Source organism: Pedobacter alluvionis, from assembly GCF_003664035.1.
Taxonomy (GTDB): Bacteria; Bacteroidota; Bacteroidia; order Sphingobacteriales; family Sphingobacteriaceae; genus Pedobacter; species Pedobacter alluvionis.
Genome location: NZ_RCCK01000010.1, coordinates 970734 through 994526 on the forward strand (window position 1 = coordinate 970734; position 23793 = coordinate 994526).

The window sequence follows — 23793 nt, forward strand, 5'->3', positions numbered from 1 at the left end:
CAGTAGTTCTTGGCTTCTTTAGCCCCGCTGTCCCTGCTGCCGAAGAAAAATCGGCATTCGTTCCCATCGGGTTTATTTAACTCTGGATTGTGCTTATCGCGAAAACATTTCTAGCGCCAATGAGCTAAAGCCGTTTTAAGTATTTATACAGTTGACTAAAGCCAAGCTTTACGTTAATGCAAACTCACAATAATTTCCGTGTAAATCGGTGTTTCCGTGGCAATTAATTAACTGGCTACTTACCTTAATAATCTTAATCCCTTAATGGTAAAAAGCCTTAAACTTCATCACTATTCTTAGGGTAATCAAAAAATACCAATTCTCCTGTTCCTTTGCTTACCATCTGCCACGAATCAAAAGGAAAAGAAATTAATACCATGCCTGCAGTTGGAATGTTGTAGATGTCTGCATCGCATAACTCGTTCGCAAAATCAGTAAAACCAGGATTATGGCCAAACATCACGATATGGTCTGCACCATTATTCAAATCGTTAACCACTTTCAGTAGGGCGGTGGTATTGGCCTCGTAAATAGATTCTTCGAACTGGATCTGATCAATTTGGTAAGCTTCAGCGAAAAATTTAGCTGTAGATTTGGCTCTTTTTGCAGGGCTACTAAGAATCAAGTCTATTTTAAAACCTTTATTAATCAGTCTTTCTGCCATTTCAGGAGCATTTTCTTTGCCACGTTTGTTCAACGGTCTGTCGAAATCTTTTAAATCTAAATTTCCCCAATCCGATTTGCCATGACGGACCAAAAGTAGTTGCTTAGCCATTTAATTTCTCTTTAATTTTATTTACAATTGTTTCAGGATGAATTAAATCTATACAGTTTTCAACACCACAAAGGCAGGGTTTGTTTCCATAAATAGAATTTGGCCTCGAAGGATGATCAACCTGGATACAATCACTTTCCAATTGTCCGTATCCCAAAAAGCCTGCGTAAGGATGTGTTGGCCCCCAAATGGATACCACAGGTACACCTGCAAGTGATGCCATATGCATGCCTGATGAATCCATGCTCAACATTACATCTAAATTAGAGATAATGGCAAGCTCTTCCGTTAAGTTAAAATTACCAATTAGATTATGGGTGTTTGTATATTTCTTCGCCCAATCTTCAGCTATATCCTGTTCGGCTTTTCCACCTCCAAAAATGAAAATTTCGTAACCTACCTTACTTAAGGAAGAAATTACTTCTTCCATTTTTTCTAAAGCATATACTTTATAAATATGCTGTGCGAAAGGAGAGATGCCGATTTTTTTTGTGGTTTTATCACTAAATAAAGCTTCGGCTTTTTTAGGTAGCGCCTGTGCTGATTTATTAATTTGGTGACTGAGTTTAATATTGAAACCCAATTCGCGGAAAACATCAGCATAACGCTCAACTGTTTGACGGAGCGGCTTAAAAACTTTATTGTGCTGGCGAGTCAGCGCTTTTTTCTCCGCCCTTCCTTTATTTATCCGCTTAATTTTTGTGCCTGTTAAACGGAAAAAAGTAGAAATAGCCCGGCTCCTTAAATTGTCATGTAAATCTGCTATAGCAGTTGGTTTATAGCTCCGAAGCTCCTGATAGAGTTTATACAGTCCGTCAATTCCCTTGTGAATGGTTTTAGGGTGGATAGGATGAAAGGTCAGATTGGGAATATGATCGAAAAATGGTTTAAAAGCAGGTCTGCTTACCATGATGATTTCTGCAGATGGGTTTTGCTCTGAAAATTCCCGTAAAACAGAGGCTACCATGGCCACATCGCCCATTGCCGAAAAGCGTAAAACGATAATTTTTTGGGTTGCGGCCATATTTATTGAAGTAGTTCGTTATTGGAGCTTCCTTGTCTGGTGACTCACCAGACATTAGAAATTTCTTTTGGTTGGTGCGCCACCAACCAATTAAAAGATTTGAACTGTTATGCTTTATTATACAACACCGGGTTTAAACTCGGGTCGTTATACATTTTCATTTGTTTATATACTTTCATGTATTTTTTGCCTGCTTCAATATCAGCCAATAATTCGTCAATACTGGTTGAAAGATCGTCGCGTTGCGATAACAATACATTGAGTTTGGTTTGGCATTGTGCACGGTGCTCAGCCGATGCACTTTCGCGTTCAGCTTCTTCCTGCATGTGGTAAATTTTTAGTGCCAATATAGAAAGCCTGTCTATTGCCCATGCCGGACTTTCTGTGTTGATTTTTGCATCTGGTAAAGCCGAAATTCCATGGTAAAGTTTTAAGAAATAACCATCAATAAACTCCACCATATCGGTACGTACCTGGTTTTGTGCATCAATGCGTCTTTTCCAGCTCAAACCTTCAACAGGATCAATCTGTGGATTACGCACTACATCTTCCATGTGCCATTGTGCTGTATCGATCCAGTTTTTAACGTAAAAGAGATGCTCTAAACTTTCAGCATCGTACGGGTTTTCAACCGGGTGGTCAATATCATCAAACTTGTGGTAGTCTGTAATTACCTGATTAAATATGCGGTTGGCAATTTCACTTATCATGGGGCAAAGATATTAAAAGATTCCTTACGGGTTGGTTACAATGATTATAAGATTATATAGGTTTTTCCTTACGGTTTGATTACACAGATTATAAGATTACAAAGATTTGCTCGTAAAATTTAAAACAGGTTAATTTATAGTATGTTTTCCGCCAACCGCTAACCCTTCTTGCTATCAAAATACGCCGTTATCTCTTCCAAAGAAAAAGCATTTAAACATTTATCGGCGCTTAGGCCACCTTTGCGGGCCACTAAAATACCGTAATGCATGTCGTGGAAACCTTCGGTACGGTGGGCATCTGGATTAACAGAAAGTAACACGCCTTTTTCCAAAGCATAACGGTGCCAGCGCCAGTCTAAATCCAAACGTAAAGGATTGGCATTGATTTCGATTACTACCTTATTGGCCGCACACGCATCAATAATCTTTTTATAATCTATCGGGTATCCGGCTCTGCTCAACAATAAACGGCCGGTTGGATGTCCTAAAATGGTGGTGTATGGATTTTCAATAGCTTTTAATAAACGTGCCGTTGCTTTTGCTTCGTCCATGCGTAAATTGCTGTGAACAGAAGCTACCACAAAATCAAATGTTTTAAGTATATCGTCTGAATAATCTAACGAACCATCGCTTAAGATATCGCTCTCAATACCTTTAAAAATTCTAAATGGGGCCAGTTTTTTATTCAGTTCATCAATTTCCTGGTGCTGGCCGAAAACACGCTGTTCATTCAATCCTTTGGCATAAACGGCCGTTTTAGAGTGATCACAAATCCCTAAATACTGAAGATTTAGATTTTCTTTACAATATACGGCCATCTGCTCTAAAGTATGCACACCATCACTCCAGGTAGAGTGATTATGCAAACTACCCTTTAAATCTTCATATTGGATTAAAGTTGGAAGTTTATTTGCTTTGGCCAGTTCTATTTCATCAAAATCTTCGCGTAGTTCGGGTTCGATAAAAGCTAATCCGGCCTTGCTGTAAATTTCTTCTTCATTTGCGAAAGGTCCATCGCCGGCTAAAGCCAACACTTTTTCAACATGTTCGGTGTTTCCGGTGAGTTTGAACCATTGCAAATAAAAATCAGCTTTTTCTACCAGGTAAATCTTGATTCTAAAACCTGCTTCGGTAGTGCAGATGAAAGCATTTTCAGCTTCGATAAGCGAAAGTGGACCGAAAGCAGGTAAGTTTTGTTTAAGGGGACCAATTTGTTCAGCACCGATCACAATTTCCAGTTCGTCGATAATTTCGCACGCCCTGCGGTATTGACCAGCAAACCCCAAAAGTGCACTGTTGTCAATTTTTCCAGTCCAATCAGCAAGTTGCGTAAATAAAGTTTTGGCAAAACCTTCTACCTGCGCATACAAAAACCGTCCGTTGGCTGCGAGTTTAAATTCGATGGCATTTTTAATTTCTTCCTGTGTTTTTAAACCGAAACCTTTAGCCTCAATTAAACGATTTTCGTTGCAGGCGTAGTAAAGTTCACCAATGCTCTCTATGCCTAAAGTACGCCAGATAATGAATATCTTTTTCGGTCCGATACCTTTTATAGCCAGCATTTCCACCACACCTTCGGGTGTTTTCTCCAGAATTTCGTTAAGTTCTTTTAATTCTCCTGTTTGGAGAAGTTCTATGATTTTGGAAGCCAGCCCTTTGCCTATACCATCAATTTTATCCAGTTCATCTAAAGGTTTGTCTTTTAACGCAAAAGGCAGTTTATCTACTTTAAAATAGGCATTTGCGACAGATTTAATTTTAAAAGGATTTTCTTCATGCAGTTCCATAAGCTGCGATAAGAGGCGTAAGGTGCGGGCGATGGTCTTATTTTCCATAAGGGGTAAAATTAGGAAATAATGCCTCAAATCCTTAAGGACCCACAAATTAAAACACAATTTTATTAAAATGTTGTTTTACACTCATGAAAAATATAAAATTTGTCTTTTTAGGATTAACTATAAGTTTTGCAGCATGCCAATCTGCCAATAAAAATGATCAGCACAAAACGGATTCGGTAAGTACCGTAAAATCGGCCACAACACAAGCTATGGATGAACGGTTCCTGATTGTAGCCGGTAAATCCATTGGCGAAATTTCTTTAGGAGAAAATATGGAACAGGTAGGAGAAAAACTTGGAAGACCTGATGCAGGAGATGCCGCAATGGGAAAAGCCTGTGGGATTTGGTACAGTAACGATTCTACTGGAAAACATCCTAACGAAATTGCGGTATATTCTTCTTATCGGGATACCAGTATGCTTGTAAAAGATGTAAAACAGATCAGGATTACCGCTAATAAGTTTAAAACAAAAGATGGTTTGGCAACAGGTACTACCCTTGAAGACACAAAACAGAAATTTCCTGCTATTGAAAAACTATCTTCTTATTTAAATGAAGATAAGGATACGGTTACAGTTTATGATGCCAAAAAAGAGGGGATTGGCTTTGAATTTTTAAAAGGGAAAAGTATTTCCATAACGGTTCATCCTGTAAATACTTCGGTTAACGCTACTTACCTTACTTTGCACCCCGGGTGGAAGTTGATTAATTAGGGGGAGATGTAAGAGGTAAAATGGATAATGGGCTCTTTAGCTCATGGTTTGATAGTTCATGGTTAATTGTTTGGTATGTTATACCTACGTGGCTATTAACCATTTAACTATGAACCATCAACCCTTTTATGCGAATTCTAGCCTTCCATCATCCATCTTACATAATTCCCTATTTAATAATTGCTTCAAATGGCATGCGGGCCTGAATTCCAGAGCTTGCAATTACCTTTTTCATTTGTTGGTAAAGCATATAATTATCGCCAAGTTCCTGTTTGGTATAATAAGTTTTAATCCTGTCTGTACCTTCATCCATTAGCGATTTCCATGGGTCAATTACATCCGGATATTCTACAACCTTATAATTCTTTATTTTAGCTTTTTTAGCTGCTGCTTTAATGGCATCATTAAAACTTCCAATTCTATCAGCCAGGCCAATTTGAACAGCATCAGTTCCAATCCAAACATGGCCACCGCCAATGCTATCAATATAGGCTTTACTTTTCTTTCTGCCATCGGCTACACGGCTTACAAAACCGCTGTAAATTCTGTTTAATTCATTCTGGATGATGAATCTTTCACCTGCAGTCATAGGGCGGTTGGTAGCCATAATATCGGCATATTTACCCGTTTTAACACCGTCAAATGTAATTCCGAGTTTGTTGGTCATTAAATTTTGAAAGTTCGGAATGATACCAAATACACCGATAGAACCGGTAATGGTATTCGGTTGTACAAAAATACTATCGGCAGCGCAACCAATATAATAACCGCCTGATGCGGCCACATCGCCAAAGGATGCGATAACCGGCTTTTCCTTTCTGGTAAGCACAACCTCTCTCCAGATCACGTCTGAAGCTAAAGCGCTACCTCCGGGAGAGTTTACGCGGAGTACAACCGCTTTAATGTCGTCATCTAAACGAGCCTTTCTGATCGCTCTGGAAATACGCTCTGAACCGATCTGGTTATCAGAACCTTCTCCTCCGTTAATTTCTCCATTGGCATAAATTACGGCAACTTTATCTTTTCCTTCGCCTGTGTGGCTATTGTTTTTGGCATAATCATTAATCGAAACTGCGCGAATATTCTCTCCTCTGGTTCTGCCAGACAACCCTTTTAATTCTTCTAAAATCTGATCTTTGTACTTTAAAGCATCAATCATTTTAAAGTTTACTGCATCCTGTGGCTGCTGCACTTTGTAATTATCGGCAATGTTATACAGACTATCTTTTTGGATATTTCTGCTTTGCGCAATATCGGTTAAGAAAGTATTGTATAAACCACCAACATAAGCGGTAACCTGTTTACGGTTGTAATCGCTCATTTTATCCAGGATGAAGGGCTCAACTGCACTTTTGTAATTTCCTACACGGATAACCTGCATTTCTACACCAACTTTTTCTAATGTTCCTTTAAAGAAAGTTAATTCAGAGCTAAATCCTTTGAATTCTAACGCTCCTTCTGGATTTAAATATACTTTATCAGCAACAGAAGCCAAATAATAAGCACCCTGGGTATATACTTCGCTATAGGCGATAATTTTTTTATGCGATTTTTTAAAATCGATCAGTGCATTTCTCACCTCACGCAAAGTTGCATATCCAGCATTCGGACTGCTCACATTCAGGTAAATACATTTAATGTTATCATCTGTTTTGGCTTTTTGCAATGCTTTTAAGAAGTCGTTTAAGCCTATGGCTTCTTTTTCTTCACCTCCAACAATTGGCAGGTTTCCGAATGGATTTTTAGGTGTACGCTCGGTAATGGCTTGATCTAAATTTAGAAATAATACCGAATTGTTAGACACAACAACTGTTTTGTCGCTATCAATTGAAGATATTAAACCCACTACAACTACGAAGCAGATAATAAATACAATTACTATCGATAAGAAAAAGCCCAACATAGAGGCAAATAAATACTTAAAGAATTCTCTCATTTAAATGTTTTAATTTTGTGCTGTAAAGATATAAAAATACATGATGCTTAATCAAGCTTTAGAGTACAGTACGGCTTATTTGTTACTGGGTGGAAATTTAGGTAACAGGGAGGCAAATTTGAAAAAGGCCATCGAACTATTGAACGATAAAATTGGTAAGGTGATAACCAGCTCATCTCTTTACGAAACGGCAGCGTGGGGCAAAACTGACCAGCCTGCATTTTTAAACCAGGCAATAGCTTTGCAAACTAATTTAAGTGCTTTGGAAGTTTTAGATCTTGCATTAAGTATTGAGCAGGAACTGGGCAGGGTTAGGAAAGATAAATGGGGGGAGCGCTTAATTGATATTGATCTGATCCTTTTTGGAGATCAAATCATCAATATTCCAGATAAACTTCAGGTACCTCATCCGCATATGCAAGATAGAAAATTTGTAATGGAGCCATTGGCTGAGATTGCACCAGAAGTGATACATCCTGTGCTGGGAGAAACGATTTTGTCTATCTGTCGCAATATTAATGATCCGCTTGAGGTTAAAAAGCTTTAATGTAACAGATTTTACTGCACAAGGAGGTGAGAAAGGTAATGTAAACATGTTGACACATCTTTTTTAAGTTAGTTTAGGCGTTTTGCTAACCAACTTTAATAAAGCACGGATTTTAACCAAGGACGCTGTCAATCCCAAGAGCCGGAGAAATCAAAAAAACAGGTGCACAAGAGTAAAAATGGTAGTAACAAACCTGAAACGCAGTGGTTTTGTGTTCATAACCGATGATTTAATTTTAAAAAATATTGAACACAAAACTAAGTGTCGCTGTTTTTTTGATGCGCATGGGATTGTGCAAAAGGCTCATTGCTGGATTGACAAAGCGCTTTGGGTACTTTGGCGCTCCAAAGTACCATGCCCCGCGGCATAGAGCGAAAAACAACAACATTTATCTCCAAAGTATAGTTTTTAAGATATCAAAGCTTGCTATTAGCACGAAAGATGCTGACCACGTAGTAGCTACAAGGCGATTGAAAACACTATTTCTACTTGTAAAATAAATTCAGCATGACGATCGACCTATGCAACGACGCTAAAAACAAATGTAAATTAACAGAGATGTGTTCACACGATAGGCGCAGGCGGGAACCACGAAGTGCTCAGCGAAGCTAATCTTAAAGCTTATCGCATTACGATTCCATACAATATATATCAAATTATCCCTTAGGGTAATTTATCTGGCGTTGCTCCCCTAAAATGCAGAAAAGACAAAGCAATATATAATACCAGTACAAAAGGGATTGCCGCAAATTTTAGAAAGGCAATTAATACTGCCGATAGGATGAGGAAAATAAATTTGATTTTGTTTTTCTTCCAGCTTAAATCGCTGAATTTTAAAGAGAATATTTTTATTTCGCTCACCAATAAAAAGCTTGTTATTACTGTAATGGCAATCAGCAACATGCTGGAAGCAATAATCTGTGGATAATCGTGCGCAATAAAAGGTAAAGAGCAGATAAACAAGGTATTCATCGGGGTGTTTAAACCGATAAAGTCTTCTGTTTGCCTTGCATCGTTGTTAAATTTTGCCAGTCTAAGTGCCGAAAAAACTGTAATGATAAAGCCGAAATAAGGAAGGTATTCAGATGAATAATCACTTGCCTTTAACAGGTGAAACATAATTACCCCGGGTAAAAACCCAAAACTTACCATATCTGCCAAAGAGTCAAGATCTTTTCCAATTGCCGATTTTACATTTAATAAACGGGCAACCATGCCATCAAAAAAATCGAAAATCCCGGATAAAATAACTAAATAAGCTGCAGTTTCTAAATTGCCTTTAAATGCAAAAACGATTCCGATACAACCAGATAAAAGGTTTGCACAGGTAATCGCATTAGGGAGATTTTTTTTTAGCATGGGGTTAGGCGCTAAGCGCATGGGGTTTGAAACGCATTACTCCAAACCCCAAACGCCAAACTTATTTAGCTGTTCATCGAAATTAAGAACTCTTCGTTACTTTTTGTTCCTTTTATTTGAGATTGAACAAATTCCATTGCTTCCTGGCTGTTCATATCAGCAAGGTGGTTACGTAGAATCCAAACACGTTGTAAAATATCCCTATCTAATAATAAATCATCTCTACGGGTACTTGAAGCGGTAATATCAATTGCAGGGAAGATACGCTTGTTAGATAATTTACGGTCTAATTGTAACTCCATGTTACCGGTTCCTTTAAATTCTTCGAAGATCACCTCGTCCATTTTAGAACCTGTATCGGTTAGTGCAGTAGCTAGAATAGTTAGTGAACCACCATTCTCTATATTACGTGCCGCACCGAAGAAACGTTTTGGTTTGTGTAAAGCGTTTGCATCCACACCACCAGATAATATTTTACCTGATGCTGGTGCTGTCGTATTATAAGCCCTCGCCAAACGGGTAATCGAATCTAAAAGGATCACCACATCATGTCCGCTTTCTACCAAACGTTTTGCTTTTTCTAAAACAATATTGGCAATTTTAACGTGACGTTCAGCCGGCTCATCAAAAGTTGAGGCAATTACCTCAGCCCTTACACTACGGGCCATATCGGTAACCTCTTCCGGACGCTCATCAATTAATAAGATAATTAAATAAACTTCAGGGTGGTTTTTAGCAATTGCATTGGCAACCTCCTTCAATAAATTGGTTTTACCCGTTTTAGGTTGTGCTACAATTAAACCACGCTGACCTTTACCAATTGGTGTAAATAAATCCATAATACGGGTAGAGTAATTGCTGTTATCCGTAAATAAATTTAATTTTTCAGTTGGGAAAAGTGGTGTTAAATAATCGAAAGGAACACGGTCGCGAACCTCGGCAGGGATTCTGCCGTTAATGGTTTCTACACGAACCAAAGGGAAGTATTTTTCGCCTTCTTTTGGCGGACGGATGCTACCTTTTACCGTATCACCTGTTTTTAAGCCAAAAAGTTTTATTTGAGACTGAGATACATAAATATCATCAGGAGAAGTTAAGTAGTTGTAATCTGCAGAGCGCAAGAAACCATAACCATCAGGCATAATTTCCAAAACCCCCTCATTTGTAATTACATTATCGAAATCCAGGTTAGAATAACTGTTTTCATTTTTGTGGTGATTGCCACCGCTCGGTTGTTTTTGCTGGCGGTTTTCGTCACGCTGCGGTTTTTCCTGTTTTTCTTTAGGCTCTTGTTTTTGTTTTGGAGCAACCGGAAGTACTTCTGCACTTTCTTCTATTAAAGCTGAGATTGGTTTTACACTTTCTTCTCCTTCAACAATCCTGTCAGGCTGTCTTTCCGGCTGTTGTTGGTGTTGAGGCTCGTCAAATAATGTTACCGCATCTCTTCTTCTTTCAACTGGCGCTGCAGGCTCATCTTTCGTTAACCTTGCTCTTTTTTTAACAGGCTTGTCGGCTGTGGTAGCAGCAGGCTTATCGGCTACTACCGTAGAAGCGGCGGCTGCCGCTGCAGTAGCAACTTTTGGTACTTTTGCAGCTTTGGTTTTAGGCGCAGGAGTAGCTGCAACAGGTTCGCTTTCGCTATAAGGGTCTGCACCAGCTTTAGCGGCATTTATAATTTCTTGCTGGTGTAAAAGTACTTCAACAAGGTCTATTTTTCTTAGGGAGTCGGCACCTTCAATGCCATAGCTTTTTGCTAGCTCACGTAATTCTGTTGTGAGCTTATCATTTAATTCTGTTTTACTAAACATTCTAAATATATATGTTTCAAGAAATTTTTCATTTGTTTATAACGGATGTTTTCTGTTATAAATTTGCACAGGCTTAAAAAAAATATTTGTGTTAGCGCAAGCCTGGCTTTTCATTGTGCATAAGTTCTTAAGGCTATAAAACATTAAATGAGTTCATTAGGGAATGCTCAAATTGTTTCATAATTGTTTACAAGCTGAATAAAAAGCAATATTTGCTTTTAAAAAATGGTAACAAAAAACAAGTCTTGATAAATTTTTCTGGGATATTCAGATAAACGGTTGAGAAATTATGGTGCAATTGTATGTATTTGAAACGTAATCTGCAAGCAAAAGTTTAAAATGTTTATAAAAATAATTAATGTGCGCATTATTTTGTCGCTCAGAAAACTTAAAAATCTTCATATTTGCAGCAAATAAGCCCATATATGACAAAGCAGCAACTTTTCGAGCAGATACAAAAAAAACGTTCATTTTTATGTGTCGGATTAGATTCTTCGTTAGATAAAATACCACAACACCTGTTGAAATACGAAAATCCGATTCTGGAATTCAATAAACAAATTATTGATGCCACAAAAGATTTGTGTGTAGCTTATAAACCCAATACTGCTTTTTATGAATGTTATGGCAAAAAAGGATGGGAAACCTTAATTGAAACCTGGAAATATATTCCACAGGATATTTTTTCTATTGCTGATGCTAAACGCGGCGACATTGGAAATACTTCTGCCATGTATGCCGAAACCTTTTTTAACGCTGCATCTTCTGACATGAGTTTCGATTCGGTTACCGTTGCACCTTATATGGGTAGCGATTCGGTAACACCGTTTTTAACTTTTAAAGATAAATGGGTAATTCTATTGGCTTTAACCTCGAATGCGGGGCATGCCGATTTTCAATTGCAGGAAATTGGAGCAGACAGACTTTTCGAAAAAGTGATTAAAACCTCAAAAACCTGGGCAACAGCTGAGCAGATGATGTATGTAGTTGGGGCTACACGCGGTGCGGCATTTGGCGATGTACGTAAACTGGCACCAGATCACTTTCTTTTAGTACCAGGGGTTGGCGCGCAGGGTGGAGATTTAAGTGAAGTGTGTAAATATGGGTTAAACTCGCAATGCGGATTATTGATCAATTCATCAAGGGGGATTATCTATGCCAGCCAGGGAGAAGACTTTGCCGAAAAGGCCAGAGAAGAGGCTTTAAAACTGCAACAGGAAATGGAGCAGATTTTGATTAAAGCAGGGTTGGTATAAAAAAAACTGAATATCGGTTGTTGCTTTGAGAAATAATTTATCGTACAAAATTCAATATTAATGTTAGGTTGATTGCTTTTTCTTTGTGTAAAAAATTCCTATATTTAATTGTTTATGACCAACCCTTTCGATGATATGGACTTTAAATCGTTACTTGAGCATGTAAAAAACCTTTCATCTGCCGAAAAAAAAGAACTGGTGAGGGTTTTAAATGAAGGCCAGCTTCCGGTGGTTAATGAAGAGCAGGTAGCTTATGTAAAGACACCCGCAACGCATAATTCTTTTGATGCGAAGTGGGAGGAAAGTTTATCGGCTTCTGAATTTAAAGCAGCAGCCATTCAGCATATTAATGCCTTGCCTTGGAAATAGTACGCTTCAGTCCCTCGGTTCTGCTTTATCTTAACGAACTGGTTGATGTGCTTTTTTACGAAAACTATTTCAGTATCCGCGAAAGTGCTATAGATTACGTGATCAGATTGATTGATGTCGCTGAAAGCAAAATCGTGAAGAAGCAATATTATAGTGCTCCAAAGGCTATTTCTCATCATGGCAGTTGGCTAATCCATTTTAATATCAGTCAGAAAACAACCTGGTACTTTGTATTCGAAAAAAGTGAGAATCGTTATTTGGTTACCTATGTGTTTAACAACTACTCCAAAGAAGCTCAAAATTTAAACTTATAAGTTAGTTGTAGCCAAATAAATTCATTATCTTCAAGGATGAATTTTCCGGAAGATTTTCTTCATTACGTTTGGCAATTCAGGTCGTTTGATTTTAACGATCTGCAAACCACACGTGGCGAAAATCTGAAAATCATAAACCCGGGCTTGCTTAATAAAAACTCTGGTCCCGATTTTTTCCATGCAAAAATCGAAATGGGTAATACCACCTGGGCGGGGAATGTAGAAATTCATTTAAAATCATCTGACTGGTTAAAACACAACCACCAGGTTAATCCTGCGTATGAAAATGTAATTCTGCATGTTGTTTACCAGCATGATGCCGAAATAACCAGGATGGATGGAACCATTTTGCCGGTTTTAGAACTGAAGAGTCGGATTTCAAAGGATCTGATCAGCAAGTACGAAAACCTGTTCCTCACCCTAACTGATTTTCCTTGCATTGCCCAAATAGGAAGGGTAGATGAGTTAATCGTAGATTCTTTTTTATCAAGAACATTGATTGAGCGTTTTGAGCAGAAAACAAATGCTGTTACGGAAACCTTAAATGAATTAAACGGGAATTGGGATGAGACTTTCTACCGTTTTATGGCACGTAATTTCGGATTTAAAATAAACGCTCTACCTTTTGAGTTATTTGCCAAGGCAGTTCCACAGCATATTTATGCCAGGCATAAAAACAATCCACACCAGATAGAAGCATTGGTTTTTGGTGCTGCAGGCTTTTTGAATGATCATTTTGAAGAAGAATACCCGCTAAAGTTAAAAGCCGAATTTCAGTTTCTACAAAAGAAATATAACCTTACACCCGTTGATGTTTCACTGTGGAAATTTATGCGCATGCGTCCACAAAATTTCCCAACCATTCGTTTGGCACAATTCGCAGCATTAATAGTAAAGGCCAATCATCTTTTTTCTAAAATTATGGAAATAAAGAATGTGGTTGAGCTGCGAACCTTATTTGAAAATCTGCCTGTAAGCGATTACTGGAAAACACATTATCATTTTAAAAAGGTAGCTTCCTCCGTAAATATCCAGATCGGAAAAACATCAGTAGATAATATCCTTTTAAATACCGTGGCGCTGTTTTTATTTACTTATGGAAAACATACGGCAACACAATATTTTATCAGCAGGGCAATAAAACTGTTGGAAAGTTTGCCTGCTGAGCAAAATGCCATTACCAGTAAATATACTGAAGCAGGCGTGAAGATGACGAACGCATTTGCCTCTCAGGGAATTTTGCAGCTAAAAAAGCACTATTGCGATGAGAAAAAATGCTTATCTTGTGGTATTGGAATTAAAATTCTAAAACAGGCCTAAGCTTTTCTGTTTTGTAGTAAAACTTTATACCCTATAATCTGTTTCCATATTATGGAATTTCCACACGAGCTAAAAGAACTATACCCTAATCAAATTATTGAGGTTAGGGGGAATGCAGATGCCTTAACCGTTATTTTAAACAGAGATGTCGATATCCATCAGTTTAAAGCAGAATTGATCAAAAAGTTTTCAGGATTGGAAGAACAACAAACGCTTTTTATAAAACATGAAGATAAGCAGGATTTCGAAAAATTAATTTTGGAATAAATGCGTTTTGGTTTGCCATTAAAATTTAACCAATTAAATTCCCTAAATTAGATTGCTGAAAGCAAATCCTATTTTCGGACAGTTTTAATTTAGTGTAGTGCAATTAAGATTTTTAAATAAGCTTAACATGTTCCAGAGAATTATAACTTATTTTGAACAGCAGAGTTTTGGAGTGTCTACCTATTTAGCCAGTAAGCTGAATATGAGTACTGCTAAAGTGCGTCTGTTTTTTATTTATTCGTCATTTTTGGCGGTAGGTTTTCCTATACTGTTCTATTTTTTGGCTGCTGTAGTGCTCGATATCAGGACGTACATGAAAAGAATGCGAATGCGGATCTGGGAATAAAATGTAAGAGGTATTATGGATGATGGAAAAGGGTTGCCAGATCAGACTTTTGACTAAAGACTCCAGACTAATTAATCATCATCTCTTAAAATTTCGGCAATTTCATTAAAGCCCTTTTCTGCGGCTAAATCTGCCGGCAGTTTTCCGCCTTCCATGCGTAAAGAAACTTCTGCACCGTGTTCCAACAATAAAATTATCAATTCAATATTTCCGAGTTGAGCGGCAGTATGTAAAGGGGCTAATCCTGCTTTCTGGCAAACATTTGGGTATGCACCCGCATCTAAGAGCATTTTAGTGATATTAAAATTATTGGCTGCAACTGCCGAGTGGATTGGAAATACATTGAAGCCATTTTTTGATGCCAGGTTAACCTCCGCGCCTTTTAAAACCAGAAAACGGGCTAATTCTTCATGTCCGAAATAGCAGGCTAAACCAAGCGGTGTAAAGCCATCTTCAGAAAATTCATTGATACTGGCAGGGTTTTGAAAAATCAATAGCGTAGCCGAGTCGAATTTACCAACGGCACAGGCCTCAAACAAGGTTAAGTGATCCACAAATTCAGCAATTAAATCAGCTATTTCTTGTTTTTTGTAATAACAAGCCAATAATAACGGCGAAATGTGATGAGAAGTATCAACATTTGCCAATTTTGGATTTTCAATTAAAATTTCTTTTACTGCTTGTAAATTCCCGGCCTCAATTTGTTGTTCGAGTTGCGCTATACCCATAATATTGTTTCAAAAATCGCTTTAAATTAACTAAAATTAAGGAATTGTAAACTTTAATGCCTAAATATATATAGTGTAAGGCAATCTACCAAGACCTCAACGGTTAAAAAAACTATTATATCTCCAAAAAGAACCGTCGGGTGAAAATTGCCAACTGAAAGCTGCCAACCCATTTGGGCGTTACCCAAGCTACGCAAGGGGCGGGCTTTACGGGGCTGCGCTTCGCTCCGGTACCGATGAAGAATCGGTACTAAGAAGTACCGTCATTGCGAGAAGGCTTTTTCAGCCGACGAAGCAATCTTACAACGATCGCTACTAGCGTGCGCATTAAGATTATTCATTTTTGCAGTTGCTTTTAAAGGCATTCATGAGCTCAATCGTTCGGTTATCTTCGTTCCTCGCAATGACGACAATTTTATTGGATTCTATCTATGATAGCTTGACGAAGGATCTGTTTAAATGCCTTACAGGGCAATTAGATATTTCGTCAAGCCCAGTACAGGCTTCGCAATTAGTCCTTAAGCCCAAGAACAACAGACTCATGTTAAATAAACCTGATAGAATGAAAAGCCCACAGCGAGGAGTGAGGACTTGAAGTGATAGCAGGACAGTCACAACCGAAGTGCACAGAACCCTGCTTTTCAAAATAATATAAATCATCTAAGTTAGCTGGTACCCGAGACCTTCCAGGTTTTTAAACGGCTTCAGCCCTCAACGAAACCGTTAAAAATAAATTAAACGAAGAGTTAAACCTGTAAGATCTGTAAATAAAAAATCCCGTTTAACCTCTCCAGGTAAAACGGGATAAAACCTAAAACAAAATCCGCTTCATTTGATAAAAACGTCACAACTTGTGTGTTGTTAAAATAATAGACAATAATTTCTGTTTAAGGTTTAATGCCTGATGAATATTTTTATTTAATTTAAGGCAGATTAAACATAAGGTAGAAGGATATATTTACTTTGGTTTAATTGCGTTGTTTTAAAAAGAAGAGCGTGACAGAAAGCTTGTAGCCATAATGGTTGCAATTTGTGATTTTTTTTTTTGTCAGGCTTTCGTTAATGCTGCGCAGTTTTATCTAAGTTTGTTCAATATTAAATTATTTAGGATAGAAAATGTCGGTAAGGGGTAACCAGTTTAAAACCAATACATTCAGAGATAAAGGTGCAGAAAGTGCACCCGGCAAATCATCATCAGGCAGGAAACTGAAAGAAAAAATAGATTTTTTGCCAAACTTCGATCTGGCAGATGGCCGTGCAGTTAAAATTGTAGGACTGTTTTTTGTAATATTGTCATTATATTTTCTAATCGCTTTTACCTCGTATCTGTTTACCTGGCAAGATGATCAGAGTTATGTAATTGATGCCAATGGCGGTTGGAGTAACCTTTTTAAAACCACAGAGGAATTAAAGGAAGCTGGCGTTTCCATACCTGTAGTTCAAAATTGGTTAGGTAAATTTGGTGCTTTATTATCGCACCAGTTTATTTACGAGTGGTTTGGTATTGCCTCTTTCCTGTTCGTTTTGGCCTTTTTTATCATCGGTTACCGTTTATTATTTAAAGTTAAAATCCTTTCCATCTCTAAAACATTAGGTTACAGCTTTTTCTTCTTATTGTTTATTTCCTTAACCTTAGGTTTTACACATAGTTTTTGGTCAGAATCGCCGCATTATTTGGAAGGTGAGTTTGGCTATTGGAGCAATAAATTATTAGGTGCTCAAATTGGCGCTGCAGGTGTTGCCGGGTTAATCGCTTTTGCCGGGTTAACCATATTAATCATTGCGTATAACATCGATTTTAAATTTCCGGAGCGCAAATCTAAAGAAGTTTACCTGGATAACGATACGCCAGATTATGTAAACGACATTAGAACGCAAGCTGTAAAAAACAAAACTTTCGAAGAACCTTCAGCATCTATTGAATTCCCTGTACGTGATAAACCGACGGGTGAACGTAAACAACAAAACGTGGTATTACAGCCAAGCCGTCACGAAGAAAAAGAAGAGGAAGAAACTGTAAAACCTGTGGTATTATCTCCATTGGCTGCTAATTTGCCATTGGCTACTGCAGCAGCTTCATCACTGCCTTTAGTGGTGGAACCACCAATTGAAGTAGAAAAGGAACCCGCTTTTACAATAGAAAAAACTGAGGAAGACAAAAAATCGGATGACCTGGTTGAGCAGTTTGGCAATTATGATGAAAAACTGGATTTATCTGGTTATAAATATCCAACCATTGATTTGTTAGAAAATTATGGCACCAATAAAATTTCGGTAAATGCTGAAGAACTGGAAGCCAACAAAAATAAAATTGTCGAAACGCTTAATCATTACAATATCGAAATTGATAAAATTAAGGCAACCATTGGCCCAACAGTTACCCTTTACGAAATTATTCCGGCACCTGGGGTAAGGATTTCGAAAATTAAAAATCTGGAGGATGACATTGCACTTTCGCTAGCTGCCCTGGGGATCCGTATTATAGCGCCAATGCCTGGTAAAGGTACCATCGGTATCGAGGTACCCAATCAACACCCTGAAATGGTACCCATGCGGAGCATTCTAAATACCGAAAAATGGAGCCAAACCACCATGGATTTGCCTATTGCATTAGGTAAAACCATTAGTAACGAGGTGTTTATCGCCGATTTGGCTAAAATGCCTCACTTATTGGTAGCAGGGGCAACCGGTCAGGGTAAATCAGTAGGTATTAACGCAATTCTGGTTTCGCTGCTCTTTAAAAAACATCCCGCGCAACTTAAATTCGTACTGGTCGATCCTAAAAAAGTAGAGTTAACCCTATTTAATAGAATTGAAAGACACTTTTTAGCTAAACTGCCTGGAGAGGCTGATGCGATTATTACCGACACTAAAAAAGTAGTCAATACGCTAAACTCACTTTGTATCGAAATGGATCAGCGTTACGATTTATTAAAAGATGCGCAGGTTAGGAATTTAAAAGAATACAACGATAAGTTTGTTAAACGCAAACTTAATCCAAACAACGGTCACCGCTTTTTGCCTTTCATTGTTTTAGTAGTAGATGAGTTTGCCGATTTAATGATGACGGCAGGTAAAGAGGTTGAGGCACCAATTGCCCGTTTGGCACAATTGGCGAGGGCTATTGGTATTCACCTGGTTCTGGCTACTCAGCGTCCATCGGTAAATATTATAACCGGTACCATTAAAGCGAACTTCCCGGCCAGGCTGGCCTTTAGGGTATTGTCGAAAATCGATTCGAGAACCATTTTGGATAGTGGTGGTGCCGATCAGTTAATTGGCCGTGGTGATATGCTTTTATCTACCGGGAGCGACTTAATCAGGCTACAGTGTGCTTTCGTTGATACACCTGAGGTAGACCGGATTTCTGAATACATCGGTAACCAGCGCGGTTATGCTGACGCCTATCAACTACCAGAATATATAGATGAAGCAGGAGAGGGAAGCAAGGCTGATTTTGATCCTAACGAGCGTGATAAGTTTTTTGAAGATGCAGCAAGGCTGATTGTAATGCACCAGCAGGGTTCAACTTCGTTAATTCAGCGTAAACTGAAACTGGGTTATAACCGCGCCGGCCGTATTATCGACCAACTGGAAGCTGCGGGAATTGTGGGGCCATTTGAAGGTAGTAAGGCCCGCGAGGTTTTATATCCAGACGAATATTCTTTGGAACAATTCTTGAATGGTATGGATAACAAGGATTAGATTAAACCATTTAATAATAATCTACTCTAACGTTTCAAAGAAAAACTTAAAAAAGAAAAGATGAAGAAATTAATTTCAGCATTAATGGTTGTAGTTGCTTTTACAACTTCAACTTATGCTCAAACTGATGCGAAAGCTAAAGCTATTTTAGCTGAAGTGAGTAAAAAATACAAATCGTACAACGTAGTTAAAACAGATTTTAGCTTTACTCTGGATAATCCAAAAGCTAAAGTAAAAGAAACCCAGCAAGGTACTTTATATGTTAAAGCGAATTCTAACAAATATAAAGTAGCCATGACTAACCAGGAATTGTTTAGCGATGGTAAAAGCCAATGGACTTATTTGAAAAAAGATAAAGAAGTACAGGTAAGCAATGTTGATAACAGTGGCGATGCCATTAATCCGGCTAAGATTTTTACAGTTTACGAAAAAGGATTTAAATACGTTTATACTGGCGAACAAAAAGCTGGTGCTAAAACCTATCAAATGATCGATTTAACACCAGTTGATGCTAAAAAATCGATTTTTAAAGTGCGTTTAAGTATCGATAAAGCAGCGAAACAAATTGCCAACGTGGTGTTGTTTGATAAAAACGGAAACAAATACACCTACAATGTAAAAACTTTTTCGCCTAACGTAAACATACCAGAAACTACTTTTGCTTTCGATGCCAAAAAATATCCTGGTGTCGAAGTGGTAGATTTGAGATAACAGATTCAGCAGGCAGCGCACGGTTTTAGCGCTATGCATGTAAGAAGCGATTTAATCAGGACATATCCCTGGTTAAGTCGCTTTTTTTTTATATGCATCTACGTTTATTTACATTAATGCGTACAAGCAAGAGATTGATGTTTGTAATTTTATTCCGTTTTTAGTTACGGGAACGATTGCATAGATATATATGATTTATTATACGTTTTTGTAGTTATATTCCTAATTTCATACTAATTAATAACCAAATATAATTCTACAATCATGAAAAAAAAATCAGGTATTCTCGTACTCGGGATGGCTATTGCATTATTCGGATGCAAGAAAGACAACACTACAATGGCTGATGTTGCAGGTGGTCAATCCATCGTTCAGCCAAACAAACTTGGGCTTGCAACTGCGGCGGTAAGTGCTACAGTAAGCACTGAAGCTGCTTTAAAAGCAGCCATATCAAACGCACAACCAGGTGATGTGATCACCGTGAGCGGTACCATTTACCTCACCAGCACCCTTCAGTTACTTAAAAGCGGTACATCGAGTTCTAAAATTAATTTTACCGGTGGTATATTGGATTGTTCAGGTATTTCTGGTGCCAACTGGGGGGTAAAAGTAAATGGAAGTTACTGGAATATTACCAATATGACCATCAGAAACGCACCCGACTGCGGGATTGTTTTCCAGACAGGTGGTTATAATTATGTTAATAAGGTAACTACAAATGGAAATAAAGACTCCGGACTTCAGATCTATAACGGCGGTCACCACAACAGCATCAATAATTCTACATCGTACGATAATTATGATGTGGCCAATGGTGGTGAAAATGCAGATGGTTATGCCTGCAAATTATCAGCAGGTGCAGGTAATAGTTTTAACTCGTGCAATGCTTACCACAATTCTGATGACGGATGGGATTTATACGGACAACCTTATACTGTTGTAATCAATAATTGTACTGCCACCAATAACGGTTATGGTTCAAACGGTGATGGAAATGGTTTCAAACTGGGTAGTGCCGGACAAAATGTTCCGCATACCGTTACCAATTGCAAATCCAATAACAACAAAGGAAGCGGTTACGACGGAAATGGAAACGCCGGCCACATCACTACCACAGGCAGCGGTGGTTCTGGTAATGTAAAAGGGCTTTTTAACCGAATTAATTAAGCGCGCTCTCTCCGTAAAAGGTTTAGCTGGAAACAGCTGAACCTTTTTTTGTTTTATTGAAGTAGATTTTTAGGTATAGCCTAGGGTATATATTGCCTTATTTCGAAAAGCATATGCAGTAATTCTTAGGTTGTAGCAGTCCCGCCATTCGCTATAGGCCCGATGAAAAATCGGGCGCTGCCGCTGCTGTCGGGTTTAAGTGGCTTGGGCCTTCTAAGGGACAGTGGGTTTCGAGGATCTGGATGACAGGCTACAATGAATCGTCCTCTCGACCGTAGCGGAGAGATCTTTTAATCCAGTTCAAAGATCTCTCCACTGCGCGTTGCTCCGGTCGAGATGACGCCGATTTTGGAATATTTCATTTATAGGAATGAGTCGGCGAGGGCTTTCGTAACCGATTGCTAACAGCATGCTAATTTTCTAGATGTTTTAGAAATGAACATTGCGCTACATTTTTTTTACTGCGGTATTTATGAATGCTGCGCAGATTTATCTAAGTTTGTTTCCAATGTCATTACCACTAACAAACCATACTTTAGAGAAATTAGAAGCCCTGCTTTTTGCCATGGGTTATAAGGTTCGTTATGAGAAAGGGAACTTTAAAACGGGTTCTTGTCTGCTCGAACACAATAAGGTTGTTGTAGTCAATAAGTTTTCAAATCTGGAAGGAAAAATTGCCGCATTAGTTACATTGGTAAAACAGACCAATGCCGGCGAAAACCTATTGGACGAGAAACAAAGGCAATTTTATCAATCTTTACAACAAACCGAATTATTTTAATGAAGATACAAAGCAAGGATTACTTATCTAGAAAGGAAAGTTTAAGCAGATGAAAGTTACTTTTTTAGGTACCGGCACATCACAAGGCGTTCCTGTAATTGCTTGTAATTGTGAAGTTTGCAGGTCTTCAGATCGGAGAGACAACCGCTTAAGAACATCTATTTTAATAGAAACAGCTGATAAAACCATTGTAGTAGATAGCGGCCCTGACTTCCGTTACCAGCTTTTGCGCGAAAAGGTAAAAGACCTGGATGCCGTTCTGTTTACGCACGAACACAAAGACCATATTGCAGGTTTGGATGATATCAGGCCATTTAATTACCTGCTCCATAAGGTAATTGATGTTTATGCTACCGAACGGGTGCAAACAGCATTAAAAAGAGAGTTTTATTACATCTTTGCCGAAACCAAATATCATGGTTTACCGCAGATTAATTTACACACGGTAACCAATGGCGAAGATTTTAAGATTGGCGAAACTACCATTATTCCATTTGAGGTAATGCACCATTTATTACCCATTACCGGATATCGGATAGGTGATTTTACCTATATTACCGATGCCAAAACGATATCGGAGCAAAGTTTTGAAAAAATAAAGGGTACAAAAATATTGGTGCTTAATGCTTTGCAGAAAGAACCACATATTTCGCATTTTACCTTGGGCGAGGCCATTGCCTTTGCAGAAAGGGTAGGGGCCGAAACCACCTATCTTACGCACATTAGCCATAATTTGGGTAAACACGCAGATGTAGAGCAAGAATTGCCGGCAAACATCAGGCTGGCCTATGATGGTCTTAGTTTTGAGCGTAATTAGATAAAGCCTATTTAAAATTAAGTAAAATTATTTCGTATGTCAGTCTGAGCGTAGTCGAAGACAATTTTTTATAGTTAAGAAAAGCACTTCGACTTCGCTACCACTGACGTTATTTTATAATTACTTATTAATGAGTGGATTAAAGCATTATGCATTTCCGTATAGCTTGGCCATAGCACCGTATCACCGTTCTACTTAAAACCGGCCTAATAAATTTTTCGGTCTGCACTGTTCTAGCCATAACACTGGCATTAAAAGAAAACGGCGAAGCCCTCATGAATGCAGCTGAAAACTATAACCACAAATGAATAAATTTTCAGCCGGCATTTTATTAATGGTTGTCTATTGTTTTTATCTGTATTAATGAGCTCGGCAATGCCTCGGTTTTGTTACTTTTTGATGCCAAAAAGTAAGAGCCCTTCGGCGGCGGCGAGCCGAGGCAAGACTGAGCTGTATGGCATAAGAAATCAGTTACGTCATCTATATTGGTTTTTATAAAATAAATTATTTCTTAGTGTGACAAACTAGTAGAAGTAATGTAATTTAATAAAATTTGAACAGGCTCTAAATTATTACCATTATTAAAAAACGAAACTGCCACAATAGGTACTCATTGATATTTCCATTCTATCATCTGAAATAAAAGCCATCCAGGTGTGAAATGCCCTTCCTTTATAAAAGGATGGAATTTCCAGGCTTTCCTTTTCTTTAAACCGCCTGGCTCCACCTGTTTCATAGATGGCCGTTTTGTTGTCCACATCATAAACCATTAACATCACCTGGTCATATTTCCTGGCATAATCGCCGTTAGCATTATCCGTCCAGCTGAAATGTACACCCGCATCGTCGTGTTCCAGCTTAACACCCTCCGCACCGCTGAGGTTTCCAAAGCTTAAACGCACAGCGGCATAGTCGATTTCGCCGGCGGCATTCTGGGCATTCAGCATGTTATAGGATTTTGCAACATTATGGGTGGTCATCATGCGTTTTTTCGACTCCAGGTTAAAACCAATCCGGATAAAAGCAATAATAGGACTTAAGAAGGTCTGCATCATGGTAAAACGGGATCTGCAGACCTTTTGATCAGCACTACCGGTTTTGTTTTTTATGGATTTTCTGCGTTTGCTCCTGATCACCCATTTCCCGTTCAGGTAATAACCGGTCACGGCGCCCACCGTCCCGGTGAAGCCTCCGTTAATTCCGTTTTCTATTTTTCCCATGATTGCATTAGCTGATGTTATGCAATATAATAAATTGCTGATTTATAAACAAATAAGTTGTATTTGCTTTTAATTTACGTCG

Annotated in this window: 22 protein-coding genes; 13 read left to right on the plus strand and 9 right to left on the minus strand. The window is 38.3% G+C overall.

From position 1 onward, the window contains the following. Positions 1 to 277 precede the first annotated feature (277 nt). From BCL90_RS04325 to BCL90_RS04340, 4 genes are all read right to left on the minus strand, one after another. Positions 278 to 775, minus strand: a complete 498-nt coding sequence (locus BCL90_RS04325) for a SixA phosphatase family protein (protein WP_121282783.1) — start codon at positions 773 to 775, stop codon at positions 278 to 280. Then, the gene (locus BCL90_RS04330) at positions 768 to 1799 is read right to left on the minus strand and encodes a glycosyltransferase family 9 protein (protein WP_121282784.1); all 1032 of its coding nucleotides are present in this window, start codon (positions 1797 to 1799) and stop codon (positions 768 to 770) included. The genes BCL90_RS04325 and BCL90_RS04330 overlap by 8 nt, the downstream gene beginning before the upstream one ends. A 107-nt stretch (positions 1800 to 1906) precedes the next feature. After that, positions 1907 to 2509: a DUF4254 domain-containing protein gene (locus BCL90_RS04335; protein WP_121282785.1), complete on the minus strand. Its 603-nt coding sequence runs from the start codon at positions 2507 to 2509 to the stop codon at positions 1907 to 1909. A 158-nt stretch (positions 2510 to 2667) separates the two neighbouring features. Continuing rightward, entirely contained in the window at positions 2668 to 4344 is a 1677-nt protein-coding gene (locus BCL90_RS04340) for a DNA polymerase/3'-5' exonuclease PolX (RefSeq protein WP_121282786.1), read from the minus strand. Positions 4345 to 4430: 86 nt separating this feature from the next. Here BCL90_RS04340 and BCL90_RS04345 point away from each other — a divergent pair, with 86 nt between their 5' ends. Beyond that, positions 4431 to 5060, plus strand: a complete 630-nt coding sequence (locus BCL90_RS04345) for a hypothetical protein (protein ID WP_121282787.1) — start codon at positions 4431 to 4433, stop codon at positions 5058 to 5060. 169 nt (positions 5061 to 5229) lie between these two features. Here the strand turns inward: BCL90_RS04345 and sppA are convergent, their stop codons facing one another. Continuing rightward, the gene (gene sppA / locus BCL90_RS04350; protein WP_121282788.1) at positions 5230 to 6996 is read right to left on the minus strand and encodes a signal peptide peptidase SppA; all 1767 of its coding nucleotides are present in this window, start codon (positions 6994 to 6996) and stop codon (positions 5230 to 5232) included. A 40-nt stretch (positions 6997 to 7036) separates the two neighbouring features. Here sppA and folK point away from each other — a divergent pair, with 40 nt between their 5' ends. Continuing rightward, complete coding sequence (gene folK, locus BCL90_RS04355; protein ID WP_121282789.1) at positions 7037 to 7543, plus strand: 2-amino-4-hydroxy-6-hydroxymethyldihydropteridine diphosphokinase; 507 nt, start codon at positions 7037 to 7039, stop codon at positions 7541 to 7543. Positions 7544 to 8206: 663 nt separating this feature from the next. Here folK and pssA read toward each other — a convergent pair. Both pssA and rho read right to left on the minus strand, forming a co-directional pair. Continuing rightward, entirely contained in the window at positions 8207 to 8902 is a 696-nt protein-coding gene (gene pssA, locus BCL90_RS04365) for a CDP-diacylglycerol--serine O-phosphatidyltransferase (RefSeq protein ID WP_121282791.1), read from the minus strand. Positions 8903 to 8967: 65 nt separating this feature from the next. Further along, positions 8968 to 10710: a transcription termination factor Rho gene (rho, locus tag BCL90_RS04370; RefSeq protein WP_121282792.1), complete on the minus strand. Its 1743-nt coding sequence runs from the start codon at positions 10708 to 10710 to the stop codon at positions 8968 to 8970. A 425-nt stretch (positions 10711 to 11135) separates the two neighbouring features. Between rho and pyrF the strand changes: the two genes are divergently transcribed. The 6 genes from pyrF (at position 11136) to BCL90_RS04400 (ending at position 14582) form a co-directional block, all read left to right on the plus strand. Beyond that, positions 11136 to 11966, plus strand: coding sequence for an orotidine-5'-phosphate decarboxylase (gene pyrF / locus BCL90_RS04375; RefSeq protein ID WP_121282793.1), 831 nt, complete (start codon positions 11136 to 11138; stop codon positions 11964 to 11966). Between the two features lie 114 nt (positions 11967 to 12080). After that, a complete protein-coding gene (locus BCL90_RS04380; RefSeq protein ID WP_121282794.1) occupies positions 12081 to 12335 on the plus strand; it encodes a hypothetical protein in 255 nt (84 codons plus the stop codon). Next, on the plus strand, positions 12326 to 12649 hold the full coding sequence (locus BCL90_RS04385; protein WP_121282795.1) for a hypothetical protein: 324 nt from the start codon (positions 12326 to 12328) through the stop codon (positions 12647 to 12649). Before BCL90_RS04380 ends, BCL90_RS04385 begins: the two co-directional genes overlap by 10 nt. A 36-nt stretch (positions 12650 to 12685) precedes the next feature. Further along, positions 12686 to 13969, plus strand: coding sequence for a DUF2851 family protein (locus tag BCL90_RS04390; protein ID WP_121282796.1), 1284 nt, complete (start codon positions 12686 to 12688; stop codon positions 13967 to 13969). 51 nt (positions 13970 to 14020) lie between these two features. Beyond that, positions 14021 to 14236: a hypothetical protein gene (locus tag BCL90_RS04395; protein ID WP_121282797.1), complete on the plus strand. Its 216-nt coding sequence runs from the start codon at positions 14021 to 14023 to the stop codon at positions 14234 to 14236. Between the two features lie 127 nt (positions 14237 to 14363). Continuing rightward, positions 14364 to 14582: a PspC family transcriptional regulator gene (locus tag BCL90_RS04400; RefSeq protein ID WP_121282798.1), complete on the plus strand. Its 219-nt coding sequence runs from the start codon at positions 14364 to 14366 to the stop codon at positions 14580 to 14582. 71 nt (positions 14583 to 14653) lie between these two features. On the opposite strand, the gene BCL90_RS04405 is transcribed toward BCL90_RS04400, so the two are convergent. Further along, positions 14654 to 15310: an ankyrin repeat domain-containing protein gene (locus tag BCL90_RS04405; RefSeq protein WP_121282799.1), complete on the minus strand. Its 657-nt coding sequence runs from the start codon at positions 15308 to 15310 to the stop codon at positions 14654 to 14656. 1116 nt (positions 15311 to 16426) lie between these two features. On the opposite strand from BCL90_RS04405, the gene BCL90_RS04410 reads away from it, so the two are divergent. From BCL90_RS04410 to BCL90_RS04430, 5 genes are all read left to right on the plus strand, one after another. Continuing rightward, a complete protein-coding gene (locus BCL90_RS04410; protein ID WP_121282800.1) occupies positions 16427 to 19015 on the plus strand; it encodes an FtsK/SpoIIIE family DNA translocase in 2589 nt (862 codons plus the stop codon). A 60-nt stretch (positions 19016 to 19075) separates the two neighbouring features. Further along, the gene (locus BCL90_RS04415; RefSeq protein WP_121282801.1) at positions 19076 to 19726 is read left to right on the plus strand and encodes a LolA family protein; all 651 of its coding nucleotides are present in this window, start codon (positions 19076 to 19078) and stop codon (positions 19724 to 19726) included. Positions 19727 to 19990: 264 nt separating this feature from the next. Further along, positions 19991 to 20893, plus strand: a complete 903-nt coding sequence (locus BCL90_RS04420) for a right-handed parallel beta-helix repeat-containing protein (protein ID WP_121282802.1) — start codon at positions 19991 to 19993, stop codon at positions 20891 to 20893. A gap of 508 nt (positions 20894 to 21401) precedes the next feature. Further along, positions 21402 to 21674 (plus strand): hypothetical protein, encoded by a 273-nt coding sequence (locus BCL90_RS04425; RefSeq protein ID WP_121283447.1) that lies wholly within the window; start codon positions 21402 to 21404, stop codon positions 21672 to 21674. A gap of 49 nt (positions 21675 to 21723) precedes the next feature. Further along, positions 21724 to 22491 carry an MBL fold metallo-hydrolase gene (locus tag BCL90_RS04430; RefSeq protein WP_121282803.1) on the plus strand — a complete coding sequence of 256 codons (768 nt, stop codon included), beginning with the start codon at positions 21724 to 21726 and terminating at the stop codon, positions 22489 to 22491. A 581-nt stretch (positions 22492 to 23072) separates the two neighbouring features. Here BCL90_RS04430 and BCL90_RS04435 read toward each other — a convergent pair. Then, positions 23073 to 23711: a DUF6266 family protein gene (locus BCL90_RS04435; protein ID WP_121282804.1), complete on the minus strand. Its 639-nt coding sequence runs from the start codon at positions 23709 to 23711 to the stop codon at positions 23073 to 23075. Positions 23712 to 23793: the final 82 nt, after the last annotated feature.